Source organism: Cytobacillus sp. OWB-43 (assembly GCF_034651445.1).
Taxonomy (GTDB): domain Bacteria; phylum Bacillota; class Bacilli; order Bacillales; family Cytobacillaceae; genus Cytobacillus; species Cytobacillus kochii.
This window is the reverse complement of the sequence record NZ_JAYEFF010000009.1, coordinates 51,495-67,836: the sequence shown is the minus strand read 5'-3', so window position 1 is coordinate 67,836 and position 16,342 is coordinate 51,495. Positions and strand designations below refer to the sequence as shown.

20 protein-coding genes and 2 pseudogenes are annotated in these 16,342 nt (G+C 36.4%); 12 read left to right on the top strand and 10 right to left on the bottom strand.

Going from position 1 to position 16,342, the window contains the following annotated elements:
- Positions 1-44: 44 nt before the first annotated feature.
- The 3 genes from U9M49_RS21100 to U9M49_RS21090 all read right to left on the bottom strand — a co-directional run bounded on the left by U9M49_RS21100 (position 45) and on the right by U9M49_RS21090 (position 977).
- A complete protein-coding gene (locus U9M49_RS21100; RefSeq protein ID WP_322910527.1) occupies positions 45-230 on the bottom strand; it encodes a hypothetical protein in 186 nt (61 codons plus the stop codon).
- Between the two features lie 62 nt (positions 231-292).
- The gene (locus U9M49_RS21095) at positions 293-643 is read right to left on the bottom strand and encodes a hypothetical protein (RefSeq protein WP_322910526.1); all 351 of its coding nucleotides are present in this window, start codon (positions 641-643) and stop codon (positions 293-295) included.
- A gap of 4 nt (positions 644-647) precedes the next feature.
- Positions 648-977 (bottom strand): YolD-like family protein, encoded by a 330-nt coding sequence (locus U9M49_RS21090; RefSeq protein WP_322910525.1) that lies wholly within the window; start codon positions 975-977, stop codon positions 648-650.
- A 103-nt stretch (positions 978-1,080) separates the two neighbouring features.
- Between U9M49_RS21090 and U9M49_RS21085 the strand changes: the two genes are divergently transcribed.
- Positions 1,081-1,299: a hypothetical protein gene (locus U9M49_RS21085; RefSeq protein WP_322910524.1), complete on the top strand. Its 219-nt coding sequence runs from the start codon at positions 1,081-1,083 to the stop codon at positions 1,297-1,299.
- Between the two features lie 2 nt (positions 1,300-1,301).
- Positions 1,302-1,562: a YolD-like family protein gene (locus tag U9M49_RS21080; RefSeq protein ID WP_322910523.1), complete on the top strand. Its 261-nt coding sequence runs from the start codon at positions 1,302-1,304 to the stop codon at positions 1,560-1,562.
- A 12-nt stretch (positions 1,563-1,574) separates the two neighbouring features.
- Here the strand turns inward: U9M49_RS21080 and U9M49_RS21075 are convergent, their stop codons facing one another.
- A complete protein-coding gene (locus tag U9M49_RS21075; protein ID WP_322910522.1) occupies positions 1,575-1,772 on the bottom strand; it encodes a helix-turn-helix transcriptional regulator in 198 nt (65 codons plus the stop codon).
- 240 nt (positions 1,773-2,012) lie between these two features.
- On the opposite strand from U9M49_RS21075, the gene U9M49_RS21070 reads away from it, so the two are divergent.
- The 3 genes from U9M49_RS21070 to U9M49_RS21060 are packed head-to-tail and all read left to right on the top strand — an operon-like array spanning position 2,013 to position 4,205.
- On the top strand, positions 2,013-3,272 hold the full coding sequence (locus U9M49_RS21070; RefSeq protein ID WP_322910521.1) for an FtsK/SpoIIIE domain-containing protein: 1,260 nt from the start codon (positions 2,013-2,015) through the stop codon (positions 3,270-3,272).
- Complete coding sequence (locus U9M49_RS21065) at positions 3,220-3,789, top strand: replication-relaxation family protein (protein ID WP_322910520.1); 570 nt, start codon at positions 3,220-3,222, stop codon at positions 3,787-3,789. The genes U9M49_RS21070 and U9M49_RS21065 overlap by 53 nt, the downstream gene beginning before the upstream one ends.
- Positions 3,786-4,205, top strand: coding sequence for a hypothetical protein (locus U9M49_RS21060; RefSeq protein WP_322910519.1), 420 nt, complete (start codon positions 3,786-3,788; stop codon positions 4,203-4,205). The genes U9M49_RS21065 and U9M49_RS21060 overlap by 4 nt, the downstream gene beginning before the upstream one ends.
- A gap of 232 nt (positions 4,206-4,437) precedes the next feature.
- On the opposite strand, the pseudogene U9M49_RS21055 reads toward U9M49_RS21060, so the two are convergent.
- From U9M49_RS21055 to U9M49_RS22725, 3 genes and pseudogenes are all read right to left on the bottom strand, one after another.
- Positions 4,438-4,626: pseudogene (locus U9M49_RS21055) on the bottom strand (tyrosine-type recombinase/integrase); the annotation flags it as partial.
- Between the two features lie 460 nt (positions 4,627-5,086).
- Positions 5,087-6,001, bottom strand: a complete 915-nt coding sequence (locus U9M49_RS21045) for a bifunctional helix-turn-helix transcriptional regulator/GNAT family N-acetyltransferase (RefSeq protein ID WP_307318802.1) — start codon at positions 5,999-6,001, stop codon at positions 5,087-5,089.
- A 493-nt stretch (positions 6,002-6,494) separates the two neighbouring features.
- A pseudogene (locus tag U9M49_RS22725) lies at positions 6,495-6,722 on the bottom strand (YolD-like family protein); the annotation flags it as partial.
- A gap of 171 nt (positions 6,723-6,893) precedes the next feature.
- On the opposite strand from U9M49_RS22725, the gene U9M49_RS21040 reads away from it, so the two are divergent.
- Entirely contained in the window at positions 6,894-7,085 is a 192-nt protein-coding gene (locus U9M49_RS21040) for a hypothetical protein (RefSeq protein WP_307318800.1), read from the top strand.
- Between the two features lie 478 nt (positions 7,086-7,563).
- Here U9M49_RS21040 and U9M49_RS21035 read toward each other — a convergent pair whose 3' ends face one another.
- A complete protein-coding gene (locus U9M49_RS21035) occupies positions 7,564-8,775 on the bottom strand; it encodes a hypothetical protein (RefSeq protein WP_322910518.1) in 1,212 nt (403 codons plus the stop codon).
- 877 nt (positions 8,776-9,652) lie between these two features.
- Here U9M49_RS21035 and U9M49_RS21030 point away from each other — a divergent pair.
- Positions 9,653-10,279 carry a hypothetical protein gene (locus tag U9M49_RS21030; protein WP_322910517.1) on the top strand — a complete coding sequence of 209 codons (627 nt, stop codon included), beginning with the start codon at positions 9,653-9,655 and terminating at the stop codon, positions 10,277-10,279.
- Between the two features lie 76 nt (positions 10,280-10,355).
- Complete coding sequence (locus tag U9M49_RS21025; protein WP_322910516.1) at positions 10,356-10,985, top strand: hypothetical protein; 630 nt, start codon at positions 10,356-10,358, stop codon at positions 10,983-10,985.
- Positions 10,986-11,429: 444 nt separating this feature from the next.
- Here U9M49_RS21025 and U9M49_RS21020 read toward each other — a convergent pair whose 3' ends face one another.
- On the bottom strand, positions 11,430-12,203 hold the full coding sequence (locus tag U9M49_RS21020) for a hypothetical protein (protein ID WP_322910515.1): 774 nt from the start codon (positions 12,201-12,203) through the stop codon (positions 11,430-11,432).
- On the bottom strand, positions 12,190-12,318 hold the full coding sequence (locus U9M49_RS21015) for a hypothetical protein (RefSeq protein ID WP_322910514.1): 129 nt from the start codon (positions 12,316-12,318) through the stop codon (positions 12,190-12,192). The genes U9M49_RS21020 and U9M49_RS21015 overlap by 14 nt, the downstream gene beginning before the upstream one ends.
- 542 nt (positions 12,319-12,860) lie before the next feature.
- On the opposite strand from U9M49_RS21015, the gene U9M49_RS21010 reads away from it, so the two are divergent.
- From U9M49_RS21010 to hcaB, 4 genes are all read left to right on the top strand, one after another.
- Positions 12,861-14,213 carry an aromatic ring-hydroxylating dioxygenase subunit alpha gene (locus U9M49_RS21010; RefSeq protein ID WP_322910513.1) on the top strand — a complete coding sequence of 451 codons (1,353 nt, stop codon included), beginning with the start codon at positions 12,861-12,863 and terminating at the stop codon, positions 14,211-14,213.
- A 35-nt stretch (positions 14,214-14,248) separates the two neighbouring features.
- Complete coding sequence (locus tag U9M49_RS21005) at positions 14,249-14,809, top strand: aromatic-ring-hydroxylating dioxygenase subunit beta (RefSeq protein WP_095370777.1); 561 nt, start codon at positions 14,249-14,251, stop codon at positions 14,807-14,809.
- 194 nt (positions 14,810-15,003) lie between these two features.
- Entirely contained in the window at positions 15,004-15,363 is a 360-nt protein-coding gene (locus U9M49_RS21000) for a non-heme iron oxygenase ferredoxin subunit (protein WP_095370776.1), read from the top strand.
- A 29-nt stretch (positions 15,364-15,392) separates the two neighbouring features.
- Entirely contained in the window at positions 15,393-16,271 is an 879-nt protein-coding gene (gene hcaB, locus U9M49_RS20995) for a 3-(cis-5,6-dihydroxycyclohexa-1,3-dien-1-yl)propanoate dehydrogenase (protein WP_307318781.1), read from the top strand.
- Positions 16,272-16,342: the final 71 nt, after the last annotated feature.

The window sequence follows — 16,342 nt, the reverse complement described above, 5'->3', positions numbered from 1 at the left end:
GTCCTCCTTAACAAAAAAATAACCCATCTTATTAAGAGAGGGTGTTACATTTTTGAATGAAGTTCACTACTAAAAAGTCCTTTAGCTTCTGCAATAGTCTCTTTAAATGTAACTCCTATACATTTAATTTCGAGTTCTCCTTTTTTGGCAGTTACTGTAACTGTGTTTTTATCTGCATAAATATGATAAGTAACGCCATCATCAATAAATCCTAATGGCTCATATTTCATTAAACATACCTCTTTCCTATAATATGTAATTATATTAACAAAAAATAGGTAAAAAAGTCCTGTTATTTGCTCAGGTAAAAGCTTAAAAGTTCCTCGCATTTATTCCTAATTCTTGGATTAAAATAATTATGCTGCTCATCATAACCTTTGTAATGGAACTCGTACATAGTAAACGACTCGTCATGTCCAATCTGGTTTACTCTCATATTTTCTTTTCTCAGCTTATCTTTAACTTCTTTCAAATCACGCTGTACCTTCTTTATTGTGTTTTCCATCAATGTAATATAAGGCTGTTTAATCTTAAACGGAGACTTCTCAATGATCTTTATATCTCTTTCAAGGATGATAATAATCATCGGTAAGTATATAGCTTGCTCAAGAACATTACGATCAGCTTCATTAATCCTAGTCATGTTGTTAAACCCTTTCGACTGATATCACTTCATCAATGTGAAATTTTAAGGTTTTTAATTCGTTCGTTTCCAAATGGATGTACATATTAATATGATCAATTTTATCTACTATGCCCTCATAAGCTTTTGTGAACCCATCAACCCAGATGGTCATTTTGATTGTAAGGGTGTAGTTTAATGATTCCATCGTTATTATCTGTATTTCCTCAAGTTCTTGCTCATCTAATTCTGGCTTTTTTACTTTTTCATATTCTTTTGGTATCTGCTTAAGTAATTCAGTATGTTCGCTCATAAAGAACCCTTGCCATTTCATTTTTCCGCGGTCACGAATCATAAACTACATCTCCTTTTTTAATATTATATGCGAACTTTTGTTCTGGATTCAATTGAAATCGAACAAAAGTTCGTATAAAATATTGGTAAGGGAGGGCTAATCGATGAAAGGTTTACTTATTAGAGGATTTAACAACAAAGAGGAATTAGAAATGATTTATCTGGATAACAAGGGAGATATCAGCCAGAGAAGAATTAAAATTTTGTCCGTTTACGAAGATTACTTTCGTGCATATTGTTTTACCAAGCGACAGCAGCGCACTTTCAAGGTAAGTAATGTCTTATCGATTGGTCCAGTCAGGAAAGTAAGGAGAGGAGCTTAATCATGGGAGTGAAAATGCCAAAAAAGTCAAAACCACAGAGACCTTCAAGGGATGAATTTGAATTAGAAGAGTTGGGAAATGCAGTAGTTGAGGCACATAGGGAGAAAACTGAAGTCTTAATATTGTTGTGGCAAAGAGATCCTGTACAAGGGAAAATTGTTAAACTCGATGGTCAAACTCAAATGATACATATTGAAAGTAATTATGAAACAATTAAAGTGAAATTTATAGATATATTATCGATACAGAGCGCACCTCAATAGGAGGGCGCTTTTTTATTCGACTAGATCACCCCAAAGATTTTCTACAGTTTCATCCAATACCCTAGCTATCCTAATAGCCGCAGTTAAGGTTGGTAAAGATTTGCCGTTTACAATTAAACTTAGTGCACTTTTAGATATCTTTGCGTTTTCTGCTATGAAACTTTGTTTTAAACCAGATGCTTTGATTTTTGATTTTAGTTTGGTTTCCATCAAACATCACCTAGTTTTATTATTCGATAAATAAACATTTTGTCCTCTTAAATTTTTTTTGAATAGGACAAAAACGCAATATCATACGCTATATCATTCGGCAAGGTATTCGTTTTCAAATTCGGTTGGCGCACATTAATACGACCTAATGGACAATAGAAGTCAAAAAGGCTGATGCAGTCCTTTCTCGTGGCGTTTACTTTGCAACTATTACTATGTAATACAAAAGGAGATGGTGGTGTGATTTTCGAAATTGTATCGACCACTTTAATGGGGAGTTTAGCAGGTTACTCATACCTCAAAAAATCCGGTCTTAGTAATGATGCTGACAAGATACAAAGGATATTTAACAACGCTGGCCTTTCAATCAGGGAAGAAAGGAAAGTGAAAACAATTCGTCTTCAAAAGAAAAGAAAAATTGATGGAGGGATGGAGTATATTTATCAGCTGCCACTTGGAATGTCTTCAAAAGTTGTAATGGATAAGGCGCATGTATTAGAGGATGGTTTGAATATTAAAGATAATTCGGTTGATTACTCCTTTACTGATTTGCTTTCCCTTAAGTTTAATAAAGACATAATTAAACAGATCAAAAATCTAGGTGAAAAGTCAAAAAGGAAAAAGGAAATCGAAATATCGTTTGATGGCATGTTGCGTATTAAAGTTTATAATCAAGGGCTTGCAGAAAAGTATTTATGGGATGAAACCCATTTAAAGAAAAATACTTGGTCCATACCAGTGGGCCATACAAGAACATCAATAATACATCACAATTTTGACAAAGATAAACACCTTATCATCGCTGGCGCCACTGGTTATGGGAAGAGTGTGTTTCTAAAGTTGGCAGTCACAACACTTATAGCACAACAACCAGAACACACACATTTGCATCTTATTGATTTAAAAGGTGGCTCAGCATTTCAACGATTCAAAAATCTGAAACAAACAGATAATTTTGCACGTGATCCAGAAGAAGCTAAACAGATATTACTAGCCATTGATGAACAGATGACCAAGGAGTACCAATCTATTGTAGATAAAGGATACGAAGATGTAACAGAGGCAGACATCAAGGAGCGACACTTTATCTTCATTGATGAAGCAGCAGACTTAACTGATCATCCTGTTGCCATGGATGTAATAACAAGTATCGCTCGTAAGGGGAGGGGAGCAGGATATTATTTGATTTATGCCACACAATACCCTAGTGCTCAATCTATTCCACAACAAACTAAACGCAACATACCTATTCGACTTTGCTATGTACTAGATGATGCTACAGCATCGAATACAGCACTTGGTCAGACAGGTGCGGAACAATTACCGATGATACCAGGTAGAGGCCTATATAAAAATGTAAAGACTGATACCATTCAAACACCATTCATCAGTAATGATGAGATAGCTAGACAGATTTCGCCACATGTGGCGAAGGAGGTTATTAAATTTGAAGAATCAACAACGAATCGAACAGATACTTTTAAGCTTGAAGAAATGTGATTATCTCACTCGGGAACAATTGCAACGAATGCATAAGCTTGGCCAAGATCGCAACGCTCAAAAAATTTTAAGAAGTTTGAACCAATATTTATCTCATTTTTCAGATGATAGAAAGAAAGTTTATTATTTAAATGCATCAGGACGTGAATTTGTTCAAGCTGATAAAGTAAGAAAGAAAACAACACAAGTTAATCACTTTCTAATGCGTAATGACCTATACATTTCACTCGGTAGACCTACCACATGGCGCAATGAAGTTAAAATAACCCTCAATAACCTTTCCCTCGTATCAGATGCAGCTTATATTCTTAATAAAATCCACCACTTTGTAGAAATCGATAATAAACAATCCATGCAAAAGAATGTACAAAAGATAAAAAAATACAAAAAGTTATCTACATTTAATCCACAATTTCAATTAGTTTGGGTGACGACTACTTTATATAGAAGAAACCGGTTAGAAAAGCTATGCGAGGGTATGAATTTTAAAATCTACTTATGGGAGGATTTGAAATGAAAACTGAAACGATGTCTATTGGTGAATTTTTGTCTGGAGATTATAAGAAGAAAGAGTATAATAGAAAGAACAGTAAAATTATTAATAAGGTTGGTACCTCTATTACGATTCCATTAATTTTAGCTAAGCCGGTGTTTGCTGCTACACCTACAGCAATCCCTGTAGGGACAACAGAATATCTAGGAGAGAAATCTCTTGAAATATTGGCTCACGCTTTAGATCCATTGGTTGATTTGATGGTTGCATTGAGCTTCCCTATTTCTTCCGTTGTTGTTATCGGTTCATGCTTTTTCTTTATGTTGGGTAAAAGTGATAGGGCATGGACTGGAATACAAAATGGAGCTCTTGGTTATGTGCTTATACAAATTATGCCGATGCTGTTGAAGGTTTTAAAGGAAGTTGGGTCTGCAATTTAAATAAACGACCGTATTTTGACCACGTTTAATATATAAAAAGATATAAATATATATAATATAAATCGAAAAACAAAAGTTAAAATGCCGATATATCAAAGTTTAATATAATAATTTATAAACTATTATTATGCAATAGCACATGGGCGGCATGATGTAATCTAGCTTTTAAAAGCTTGTTATATCAACGTTCACACCATCGGCACCATTAAATAGGTGCCATATTGATAGAATATCAGAGGCTTCTCATTAGTTCTCCGAACTTTTGCGAAGCCTCTTTTTTTCGGTCTTTTGTTATATGCAAATATACTTGAGTTGTCGTTGAATCTTCTGTATGACCTAAACGGTCCATGATCTGAAGTAACTCAACTCCAGCCTCAGCTAAAAGAGATGTATGGGTATGTCTTAATGAGTGCGGGTAAAGGGAGATACTTTCTGTGTTTATCTAAAAAATACGGTACTACTGTAGTGAACTTAAAGAAATAAAATCAGAATGTTAAGGAAGAAGCTTTAAAAATTAGTAGCAAACTAAACATTACAGCAGGTGCAAAGTATCATAAGGTCGTAAAAGGTGATACAATAGCTGCACCTGCTAAGAAATATGGCAGTACGATTAAGCAAATTCGCGAATGGAATAAAATAGACTCAAGTATACGATTTATGTTGGTCAGAATTTAAGAGTGAAGTAACAACAAAGCCCTCTCATTCAAGGGGAGCATTTTAACTAAAGCACCTAAGCTTAAGTGCATTTCTTCACAAAGATATCCTTTTACAGTCCATTTAATACAGGAATGCTGCTACTTTAGCAACATAATAAAAGGAGTTCTCCTTTTATTAACGGACAACTCCTCGATTAACTAGTGGCAACTATCAACTAAGTCGAGTTACTTCAATTCTAAATCCCATCGTTCTTCCACGATTCTTTGCCCCCACAATAATTGTTCCTCTTTTGTCTTAGTGATTTTAAATCCAAATTTAGCATATAATCGTCTAGCCACTGGCAAACTACTTACTGTCCATAAATACACTCTTTCATATTGTTGCTCTTTGCAGTATTTAAGTAATGTTTGAACTAATTTTGTTCCTATTCCTTTTCCACGAATGGATGGATCGACAATGAACCACCTTAACAAAGCTGTTGTTTCATTATCCTCGACTAATCCCACACAACCTGCAAATTTTCCGTTATCCTCTGCAATCCAAATTTTTTTAATTTTCCCCTCAAAGGAATGGTGTAGATAATCTGAAAAGGTTTCATCAAACCCAAAAGTCTCACTATAAAATGCTCTTTGCCTTTCAATAATAGTTTCTTTGTCTTCCTCTGTATATTCATCTCGGATAGAAATTTCGGATTTATATTGATTAATAATCTCCGATAAAATCATTTCAATTATTCTCATTGATTCTATGAGGTTCTGCTGTTTTTTCGGTTCTATATTTTTTAGAAGAGATTTGACCTGTTGTTCGGCTTTCATTTCTAGTTCATGGTAAATTATCTGCCCTTTTTCGGTTAAATGAATATAATATGTACGCCCATCATTCTTCCCTTTCTGCTTAAAGATTATCTCTAGTTCTTCGTAACGTTTTAGGATTCTACTTACATATCCACGATCTAAATCCAGTTCTTCTTGCAAAAACTTTGCTGTACAATTACTTGTACTATTAATTTCAAATAATATCCTTGTTTCAGTTAATGAAAAAGGACTATCGTATACTTGCTGGTTCAGCAAACCAAGAACCTTTGTATAAAACCGATTAAATTTTCTAACTTCAGATACGATTGGAACAGTAGCTTGCATAATATGAACAACCCCCTTTATTAAAATGATTGACTTTAGCAACTATAATAAAAATGATAACGCAATATGATTGCTTTAGTCAACTATTGAATTGTGTTTATTAGTATTTTTATGTGAAGTATTTCACTTAAATAAAACTGTTCCGTTTAACAAAAAATAAGTCTCGTTTAGTTATTTGCTAAGTAAAAGCTGAAAAGTTCCTCACATTTATTCCTAATCCTAGGATTAAAATAATTATGCTAATCATAATATCCTTTATATTGAAACTCATACATAGTTAACGATTCATCATGTCCAATTTGGTTTACTCTCATATTTCCTTTTCTCAATTTATCTTTTACTTCTTTCAGATCACGCTGAACCTTCTTAATTTAATCTAAAACAAGGACTTTTCAATGATCTTTAAATCTCTTTCAAAGATAATAATAATCATTGGTAAGTATATAGTTGCTCAAGAAAATCACGATCAGCTTCATTAATCCTAGTCATGTTGTTAAACCCTTTCGACTGATATCACTTCATCAATATGAAATTTTAAGATTTTTAAATCGTTCGTTTTTAAGTAAAGGTACATATTAATATGATCAATTTTACCGACAATGCCTTCATAAGGTTTTGTGAATCCATCAACCCAAAAGGTCATTTTGATTGTAAGGGTGTAGTTTAATGATTCCATCGTTATTATCTGTATTTCTTGAAGTTCTTGCTTATCTAATTCCGGCCTTTTTACTTTTCATATTTGGCTGGTATCTGCTTAAGTAATTCGGTATGTTCACTCATAAAGAATCCTTGCCATTTCATTTTTCAGCAGAGGACATATTAAGATATGTAAATTCTTATCGATTTGTCCAGTTAGGAACGTAAAGAGCGAAGCTTAAACATGGGAGTGAAAATGCCAAAAAAGTCAAAGTCACTACGACCTTCAATGGATGAATTTGAATTAGAAGAGCTGGGAAATGGAGTAGTTGAGGAGCATAGGGTAAAAGCTGTGGTATTAATATTGTTGTGGCAAAGAGATCCTGTACAAGGGGAAATTGTTAAGCTTGATGGCCAATCTCATATGAAATCGCTATTGATAGTCTGATACAGTAAAGTAGGAAACGTCGTATAAAAAGCACCATTTAAGGTGCTAAAAAACCCTTGCTTTAAATTTACTTGGATTCGAAATCTTAATTGAAAGTACCTCCCCGCAATCTAAGCAGAATGTATAAATTTTTTCAGAACCAATTGTATACTTTTTAACTAGTGGTCGGATATTTATGTAGTCACTTCCTTGGGCAAATGATGTTCCTTCACATTGAGCACATTTTTTGTCTGGTGGATTCATTTTTTATCACCTCTTTATAAATAGTTACGATTGTATTTATAGAAAGGTTTCAAGTAAACAGAAGATATACAGATAGTTAATTAAATAAGTTGAAGAGTTGTAACGTTTGCTTTGCCGTAATTCCGGTACAAAAAGGTTATGTGAGTGGGGAAGAAGGAAGAACAAGCATATGAAAAGTAATTAAGACCACTTTTAAAAAGGTGGTCTTAATTTATTATTATCTAAGTCAACTATATTAAAAGAAAGGAGGACCAAGGCGAACAATGTTCAAGTTGCGATCAGTTATACTAATATCACCTGTTAACTCAGTAACAACCAAAGATATATTGTCTAACGGCTCAATTTGTATTGTAGTACTTCCTGTTGGACTGTCTGGACCTAAGACTATTGTGGAGCCTGGTACAATACTACCGTTAACAGATAATTGTAAAGTTGCTGATCCGGTTCCTTGCGAGACTACATTTGCTGTTGCTTCATAAGCACCAAACACATTAGCGAATATCGTATCAGTACTACTACCAGTATTATACTGAGCTCGTGTTGTATCAAAAGTAACTAGTTGATCAATATTTGATAGAGACAATGGTGAAGTACCATATAATGTACCGTATGCGATTGTCTGTCTAAGCGCTTCATATACAAATTGAAAAACTAGCCCAGGATCAATTGGTCCTGGTGGTCCTTCAGGCCCAGTGGCTCCAGTGGTACCAGTAGCCCCTAAACCAGTAGTGCCAGTAACTCCGGTAGCGCCCGTAATGCCAAGTCCAGTAGCCCCAGTGATACCAGTAGTTCCCGTGACTCCGGTAGCACCCGTAATGCCAAGTCCAGTAGCCCCAGTGATACCAGTAATTCCCGTGACTCCGGTAGCGCCCGTAATGCCAAGTCCAGTAGCCCCAGTGATACCAGTAAATCCCGTAACTCCGGTAGCGCCCGTAATGCCAAGTCCAGTAGCCCCAGTGATACCAGTAGTTCCCGTAACGCCAGTAGCGCCCGTAATGCCAAGTCCAGTAGCCCCAGTGATACCAGTAAATCCCGTAACGCCAGTAGCGCCCGTAATGCCAAGTCCAGTAGCCCCAGTGATACCAGTAGTTCCCGTAACTCCAGTAACGCCCGTAATGCCAAGTCCAGTAGCCCCAGTGATACCAGTAGTTCCTGTGACTCCGGTAGCGCCCGTAATGCCAAGTCCAGTAGCCCCAGTGATACCAGTAGTTCCCGTAACGCCAGTAGCGCCCGTAATGCCAAGTCCAGTAGATCCAGTGATACCAGTAACGCCAGTAACTCCGGTAGGACCAGTAATCCCAAGTCCGGTAGAACCAGTTACACCAGTTGGCCCAGTAGCGCCGGTCGTTCCTTTGATTATAATTGGTTGACAACATGTTTTTTGACATGGTTTATATCTTTTATTTTGCTGGTGACATCTCCTTTTTTTAGATAATATTGAGATCACCCCTTACTATATAGGTTAATACTATAAGATATAATCAAAAAGATAATCTGTTTGTGCTAATATCACGATATAGGTACAAAGTTTTCATATCATTCTCGTTAGGTAAAAGTAGAATAGACTGTACTTAAAATGTTGTACTGTTTAAGGTATGAACGGAGGTTGGAAGCGAGATTTAAATAAATGACCATTTTTTACTACTTTTAACATATCAAAGGAAGTAAATATAAAGTTTAAATTGTATTAAAAATCAAATGCAGTGAAATATAATATTTTATTAAACGATAACGCACAGGTGAAATGATTTAATCTGCCCTCAAACTTGATAAATAAGGTTTCGTAAGTATGATACGATTGCATGCTAACAATAAGGATTAAGGCTCTTCAAAGGTTCACTGGACTTTTAGGAGGCTCTTTTTCATTTCTTGTTGATCAACTTGTCAGTATTTCTTATAGCCTCAATAATCCTCCTAAGTTTATTAAGCATTTTTGTAGCATCAGAACAAGGTCTTCTTTTTACTCCAACATTTTTCTTCAGCAATCCGGTAAGGTGAAATCGGATTTTTTTTATAATCGTCAAATTGGTTAAAGTGCAAAAAAATAATCTCGACATGAATTGAGCAATACATATACCTAAAAAGATGAGTGAGTGTCTTTATCATAAGAGTTGTTTTTATAGAATAATGTAAAAACTGTAAATTTTATTAATGATATGCCGATAAGTAATATAAAGGCTTCTGAATATGCGGCTTAATATGTACAAAATAATAAATTGAGTGCAAAAATGCCAATAAATACATGGATGTTCTAAAAGTGGATATTAGTATAATAGAAAAGCATTATTGCATTAGTTATTAGAGAGAGATAGGGGGAAACATTTATGAAAAAATTAAGCTGTTTACTTGTACTATTGGTGATTTTCCTTGTTGCCTGTTCGAATGAATCAGCAGAAGGTGAAAAATCAACAGATCAAAAGCAAGAAGAAAAAGAAGGAGCAGTAAACGTCGATAAAGGTCTCTTAAATGTGGAATTAACACTACCAGCTTCTTTTTTTGAAGGAGAAGATATAGACACAGTTATTGCTGAAGCTAAAAAAGAAGGAGTAAGTGAAGTCACAAAAAATGAAGATGGATCTCTCACTTATAAAATGCCTAAATCTGAACACAAAAAAATGATGACAGAAATGGGAACATCTATCACAGATTCAATAGAAGAAATGAAAAGTAGCGAAGATTATGTCTCAATCAAGGATGTTACTCATAATAAATCATTCACAGAGTTTACTTTATTGGTAGATAAAGAATCTTATGAAAATAGCATGGATGGATTTGCTATATTTGGTTTAGGTTTACAAGGTTCTATGTATCAAATGTTTAATGGAGCGAATCCAGAAGATTATAAGGTAACGGTATCTGTGAAAGATGAAGTAACAGAAGAGGTTTTCGATGAAGTTATTTATCCTGATGCTTTAGAAGAAATGGGAGAAACAGAAGAAGGAACAGAGTAGAACCCTGGCCTTAAGTCAGTTTCGTTTTTTATGTTTTATGGAATAGGGTGTTTTTCATTCAAGAGGAGGAAGAAATTTGAACAACAGTTTCAAACTACTTATTTTAGGATTAATAATGGTCGTTTTTCTCGCGGCCTGTGGGCAGGATACAAAAGATACAGAAGTGAACGAAGAGAATCAACAAGGTGAAACTGCACAACCAGAAGAAGTAGAGAAAGAAGAAGAGCCAAAATCAAAACTTGGTTCACGAACAAATCCTGTACCTTTCCAGAAAACGGCTACAGTAGATGATGAGTTGTATGATGATGAAGGTAATACGTACGCAATTAAATTTGATTTAACAGTAAAAGATGTTATTCGCGGGGATGAAGCCTACCAAAAATTAAAATCCATGAATGAGTACAATGAAGCGGCCCCAGAAGGATATGAATGGGTATTAGCCGAAACCAAAGTGAAATTTGTTGAATCTGAAACAGAAGACTTATCCTTCTATATTGATGGGATCATGAACTTTGAAATGGTAAGTGAGAGCGGAGATATTTATAGTGGGGATGTTTATGGAACAACGGAACCGGATTTTAGCTTCGAGATGTATGTGGGGAACGAAAAAGAAGGTTATATATCTGGTTTAGTGAAAACAGGAGAAAATGCGCAACTTCGCTATGAAGAAATGTTAGGCGGACAGGTTTTCTTTAATTTACAGTAACTTAAAGTAGGGAAAATTGAATAAATAATTAGAGGTTATCGGGCGTTGTACAAACAGCTTGGAGACCTCTTTTTATTTTACAAGGTATAATTTATTTCCACAGGTAAACTAGGATTAAATATATTCGGTGCTATTGAGAAGGGCTTTTGTTAATGTGGAAGATAAGGTTTTAGGGGGCAGTTTTAAATTTAAATTAAATCGTCTTTGTTAAAACACAGAAGCATCCTTTTTAATCTCTAGGAGGCTTCTGAAGTAGTAATATTTATTTTTGTTTTCTTTGTAATCCAATTACAACTAAATATCCTGTTACGACAATAATAATACCTCGCAGGAAATTACCTAAAATAAGTCCTATTGAACCACTGTCTTGGTTTTCTACAAATCTACTTAGATAGTAAAATACTATGGTTGCAATAATAAAGTAAATTAAATACCCTAAATATCTCATTTTGTTATATCAATCCATCCGTTATTTTTATACCAATCTCTTCCATCGATAAATCTAGCTATTGCTGTCCCAGGATCGCCATAGTTTAATGCAAATCCAATAGCAGAACCGATTACTGTTGCAATAGCAACTCCTCTTATTGATTTAATCTTAAGTTTTTTAGCCTGGGCTGTAGCAACTCTAGAAAGCCCTTCTTTAGCTTTCTTCATACCCTTCTTTTTAATGTAATTTTTAAGTGCTGATATACCTCCGCCAACTACCCCAGCTATTGCTAAGTTAAAGGCTGCCCCTGCAACATATATACCAACAGCAACTTTTCCTTTTTTCTTTTTTGCTGCATAAACAGTATCTGCACCAAAAAGGACATTTTTCACTGTAGAGACAAAAGCAATTTCTTCACCTTCTAATACTTCTGCATAATTCTCTTCTAACTGGATTTGAGTCGCTTCTAAATCATTAAATGTTTCAGAATTTCCATCAAAGAGACCTATTAGTGCCTCTTCTAATAGTTCTACTTCTTCTGTTCCAGAAATGGCTGCTGTTTCTTTAGCGAGTACTAAGAATTTGTCTTTTTCATTCGCGTCCATTTTGGATATATCTAATTCATCAACAGCTGCTTCAAAATCAAAATCATCATTTAAAATCTCTTCATTAAATTCTTCTGAACCTTCTCCTGTATACAGTCCTAAATCTTCAAGTTCATTATCACTTAACTTATCTAAATCTTCAAATGTTATATTTTCAAGCGTTCCCTTATTAGAAAAAATCATCTTCAAAATTTCTTGATGGGTTGGTATCGGCGTAAGATAGAAGTGGTTCTGAAACGGTTGAAAGGAAAAGAATTAAAGCGGATAAAAATAAGAATTTAGGTAATATTAATTTCATAGAAATCCCCCTTTTGGTATTTAATTACATATAGAACTATATATTCCAACTATGGATCTATCAATAAATATTTGAATATTATTCCAAATTAAAAGTTTTTATAATATGTAGAACTTAATTTACTGTACTTATAATAGTTTATATGTGAGTATTTTGTAGTCTTTCAATCTTTTTAATTTTATTCCCTCCTTAAAGCAATATATTGCTCCTTTTTTAATGGTTTTGATATTCCTAGGATTTCTTTTACCCTCGAGATTATGTTTGATATTTCGATAAGCTTCCACATCAATATTTGAGATGAACTTCTCTTATCACATACATAAAAAAATGGTGCTTTTAATAATAACCCTTTATTATCCTACATCAATCCTTCGTTATATATCTTCAAATGGGATTTTCTGTATAAAATTACATACAAAACATTCAGAAAACACAGTCATAAAAAGCAATTATTGTTGTATTTTTTCGTTGGAAAAGATTTTAAACTTAGTTTAAGAAAGCGATTTCATTTAGGAGTTTAATGGAAAGGGTGGTTCTAGTTTATGAGTTTTAATAATGGAAATTGGACATCAGAATCGATTCATTCACTAGTGGATGCAGAGCAGGGGAAAATCGATCCACGTATTTATACGGATCAGGAGTTATATGAGTTGGAATTGGAGCGGGTTTTTGGTCGCTCGTGGTTGCTTCTTGGTCATGAGAGTCATGTGCCTAAGAAGGGAGATTATTTAACTACTTATATGGGAGAAGATCCTGTTGTGATGGTACGTCAGAGGGATGGCAGTATTAAGGTGTTTCATAATCAGTGTCGACATCGGGGGATGAGGATTTGCCGGGCTGATTGTGGGAATGCGAAGGCGTTCACTTGTACGTATCATGGTTGGGCATATGACACAGCTGGCAAATTAGTGAATGTGCCATTTGAAGAAGAGGCGTTTCCTTCTGATTTTAAGAAAGAAGATTGGGGGCCGTTGCAGGCGCGTGTGGAGATATATAAAGGATTAGTATTTGCCAATTGGGACCCAGAGGCACCGGATTTGTTGACATATTTAAGTGATGCCACACCATATATGGATACGATGCTGGACCGCTCTGAGGCAGGTACAGAGGTTATTGGTACGATGCAAAAGTGGGTGATTCCTTGTAATTGGAAGTTTGCGGCAGAGCAATTTGCAGGTGATATGTACCATGCGGCTACCACTTCTCATTTGGCAGCAGTAGTAGCAGGGTTGCCGGAAGATCAAGATTTGTCTGTTTTTCAACCACATATGAAAGGTCACCAGTTTCTTTCTGAATGGGGCGGTCATGGTTGTGGATTCTATCTTGATACAGCAAGAGGTTCGGTGCGTGTCGGTCCATTAGTAGATAAGTATTATAGTGAAGGTCCGGCATTTGAAAAGGCAAAAGAGCGATTAGAATCTAAAATGCCTTATCACAGAATGGGTGCAAGTCATATGACAATCTTCCCGAACTGTTCATTCCTTCCTTATGGAATGAATACTGTCCGCACATGGCATCCAAAAGGTCCGAATCAAATTGAAGTCTGGGCATTTGTCATTGTTGATAAAGATGCACCGCAGGAAATTAAGGATGAACTGGCTAGACAAAATGTCCGCACATTCAGTGCCGGTGGTGTATATGAGCAAGATGATGGAGAGAACTGGGTGGAGATTCAAAGCGCTCTTCGTGGCTATAAGTCAAAAACAGCTCCACTAGCTATGCAAATGGGGTTAAATGTACAAGGGAAAAATAATCCGGAATTTCCTGGTCAAACATCCTATGTATTTTCAGAAGATGTGGCGAGAGGGTTTTATTCTCATTGGGTCCGTATGATGTCTGAGTCAAGTTGGGATACATTGAGACCGCAGCCGGCCACGACCGCAACTGTTAAGTGAGTAGTGTTTAGTCAAACAAAGGAGGGTGAAAGAGGATGGAAGTAAAAGAGCTGGTTAAGCCGTTTAAATGGGCAGACAGTAGCCCAAGTTTGGAACTGCAGCATGAAATTGAACAGTTTTATTACAAGGAAGCACAGCTACTAGACCATTCGGAGTTTGAGGCGTGGTTAGCGTTAATGGATAAAGATATTCATTATTGGATGCCGATTCGCATGAACCGTTTAGGTAGAGAAATGGCTCAGGAGTATACGGCTATAGGACAAGGTGGGCATTACGACGATACTTATGAAACGATGCGCGGACGTATTCGGGCAAGAGTATCTGGGGTGAACTGGGCAGAGAATCCAGTATCGCGCACAAGGCATCTCATTTCGAATGTGATGATTAATGAGACGGAGGAGCCGAACACGTATGAAGTCGTGTCATCCTTTATCGTGTATCGTAATCGTTCTGAAAATCAGGCAGATATATTTCCAGGAGAGCGCAGGGATGTGCTGAGACGTTCAGAGGGAGGATTAGGTTTTAAAATAGCCCGCCGCACGATTTTAATCGATCAGAGTACACTTTTGTCAAATAACTTATCTGTCTTTTTTTGACATATAAGAAAGTATAAAATTTTTTAGTGGGTTTTCAGATCTAGCTCCAGGCGACATCGGCTCTATGGCCTAAGCCAATCCGCAGGAAAGGTTAAGGAACAACCTTTCCGCCGGCTCATCTTATGCTTGTCGGCGATTACGGGCGCCTTAAGCTTTTCTAAAAACATGATTAACAAGGAAAGGGGATGTATGGAATGAAATATACAAAGGTTTGCACCTTGTCTGATTTACCAGATGATGAGGGATTAAAAGTAGTGGAAGGGGATACGGCTGTAGCAGTGTTTAATGTGAATGGTAAAGTACTTGCCACACAGGATCGCTGTTCTCATGCCAAATGGTCACTGTCCGAGGGCGGTTATTTAGATGGAGATGTCATCGTTTGTTCACTGCATATGGGGAAGTTTTGCGCTCATACGGGGGCAGTAAAGATGGCTCCACCTTGGAAACCTTTGAAGAAATATCCGGTAAAGGTTGAGGGGGAGGATGTATTTGTGGCATTTGAGGATGGTTACTTTGAAGCAGAACAAAGTAAGAGCAAAGTAATGGATGGTTGACTTATTTTCACGAGTGGGGAGCTACAATGATGAAATTGACAAATGAAGTGGCCTTTGTCACAGGCGGAGCGTCCGGTGTTGGCCGGGCGATTGTAGAACGTTTCGTGTCTGAAGGTGCGAAGGTAGCAATATTTGATAAGTCAGTGGATCGTCTAAAAGAGCTTGAGCAGACATTTGGCGATGATGTCATGGGCATTGTTGGAGATGTTCGACAGCTGAGTGATTTGAAGTCAGCGGTCAATCAGTGTAGCGAACATTTTGGCAAAATTGACACCCTCATTGCAAATGTAGGCATTTGGGATTACAATATGGCACTTGTCGATCTTCCAGAAGATAAATTAGATCAAGCATTTGATGAATTATTTCATGTCAATGTGAAGGGATATTTACTAGCAGCTAAAGCCTGTCTTCCACAACTGGCTGAAACTAGAGGGAATATGATCTTTACTGTTTCCAATGCTGGGTTTTATACAAATGGTGGAGGACCGCTTTACACTTCCACAAAACATGCGGTGGTTGGGTTAATCCGCCAGTTGGCCTTTGAGTTGGCTCCTTATGTTCGTGTGAATGGAATTGCGATTGGCGGTGCCATGACAGATTTAAGAGGACCTGCTTCATTAGAAATGGATAGCCGCTCTGTCACAAGCATGTATAAGGAATGGTATGAGGACGAAGATTTGGAAGCAGGTAAAGAGAATATCGCAGCAGCATCTCCAGTCGGCCGTATTTTGCAAGGAGAAGATTATGCAGGTTCTTATGTGTTTTTTGCCTCTCGAGATGACAATATTCCCGCTACAGGCACTGTATTGAATTTTGATGGGGGTTGGGGAATACGCGGGATTCGTAGAAAAACAGGTAGTGAGGGTCTGTTGGAGAAATTAAAGGTTAAAGCTTTTGAAGGATTATAAATGAACGTTCGAGTAAGCGGATCATTGGTGGGCTCAGAGCAATAGAAACCCCAACTTAGCTAAGTTATTTG

Bases quoted from the DNA above. Each gene is read 5' to 3' on its own strand.
- U9M49_RS21100 (WP_322910527.1), bottom strand. From the start codon at position 230: ATGAAATATGAGCCATTAGGATTTATTGATGATGGCGTTACTTATCAT.
- U9M49_RS21095 (WP_322910526.1), bottom strand. From the start codon at position 643: ATGACTAGGATTAATGAAGCTGATCGTAATGTTCTTGAGCAAGCTATA.
- U9M49_RS21090 (WP_322910525.1), bottom strand. From the start codon at position 977: ATGATTCGTGACCGCGGAAAAATGAAATGGCAAGGGTTCTTTATGAGC.
- U9M49_RS21085 (WP_322910524.1), top strand. From the start codon at position 1,081: ATGAAAGGTTTACTTATTAGAGGATTTAACAACAAAGAGGAATTAGAA.
- U9M49_RS21080 (WP_322910523.1), top strand. From the start codon at position 1,302: ATGGGAGTGAAAATGCCAAAAAAGTCAAAACCACAGAGACCTTCAAGG.
- U9M49_RS21075 (WP_322910522.1), bottom strand. From the start codon at position 1,772: ATGGAAACCAAACTAAAATCAAAAATCAAAGCATCTGGTTTAAAACAA.
- U9M49_RS21060 (WP_322910519.1), top strand. From the start codon at position 3,786: ATGAAAACTGAAACGATGTCTATTGGTGAATTTTTGTCTGGAGATTAT.
- U9M49_RS21045 (WP_307318802.1), bottom strand. From the start codon at position 6,001: ATGCAAGCTACTGTTCCAATCGTATCTGAAGTTAGAAAATTTAATCGG.
- U9M49_RS21040 (WP_307318800.1), top strand. From the start codon at position 6,894: ATGCCAAAAAAGTCAAAGTCACTACGACCTTCAATGGATGAATTTGAA.
- U9M49_RS21030 (WP_322910517.1), top strand. From the start codon at position 9,653: ATGAAAAAATTAAGCTGTTTACTTGTACTATTGGTGATTTTCCTTGTT.
- U9M49_RS21020 (WP_322910515.1), bottom strand. From the start codon at position 12,203: ATGATTTTTTCTAATAAGGGAACGCTTGAAAATATAACATTTGAAGAT.
- U9M49_RS21015 (WP_322910514.1), bottom strand. From the start codon at position 12,318: ATGAAATTAATATTACCTAAATTCTTATTTTTATCCGCTTTAATTCTT.
- U9M49_RS21010 (WP_322910513.1), top strand. From the start codon at position 12,861: ATGAGTTTTAATAATGGAAATTGGACATCAGAATCGATTCATTCACTA.
- U9M49_RS21005 (WP_095370777.1), top strand. From the start codon at position 14,249: ATGGAAGTAAAAGAGCTGGTTAAGCCGTTTAAATGGGCAGACAGTAGC.
- U9M49_RS21000 (WP_095370776.1), top strand. From the start codon at position 15,004: ATGAAATATACAAAGGTTTGCACCTTGTCTGATTTACCAGATGATGAG.
- hcaB (WP_307318781.1), top strand. From the start codon at position 15,393: ATGAAATTGACAAATGAAGTGGCCTTTGTCACAGGCGGAGCGTCCGGT.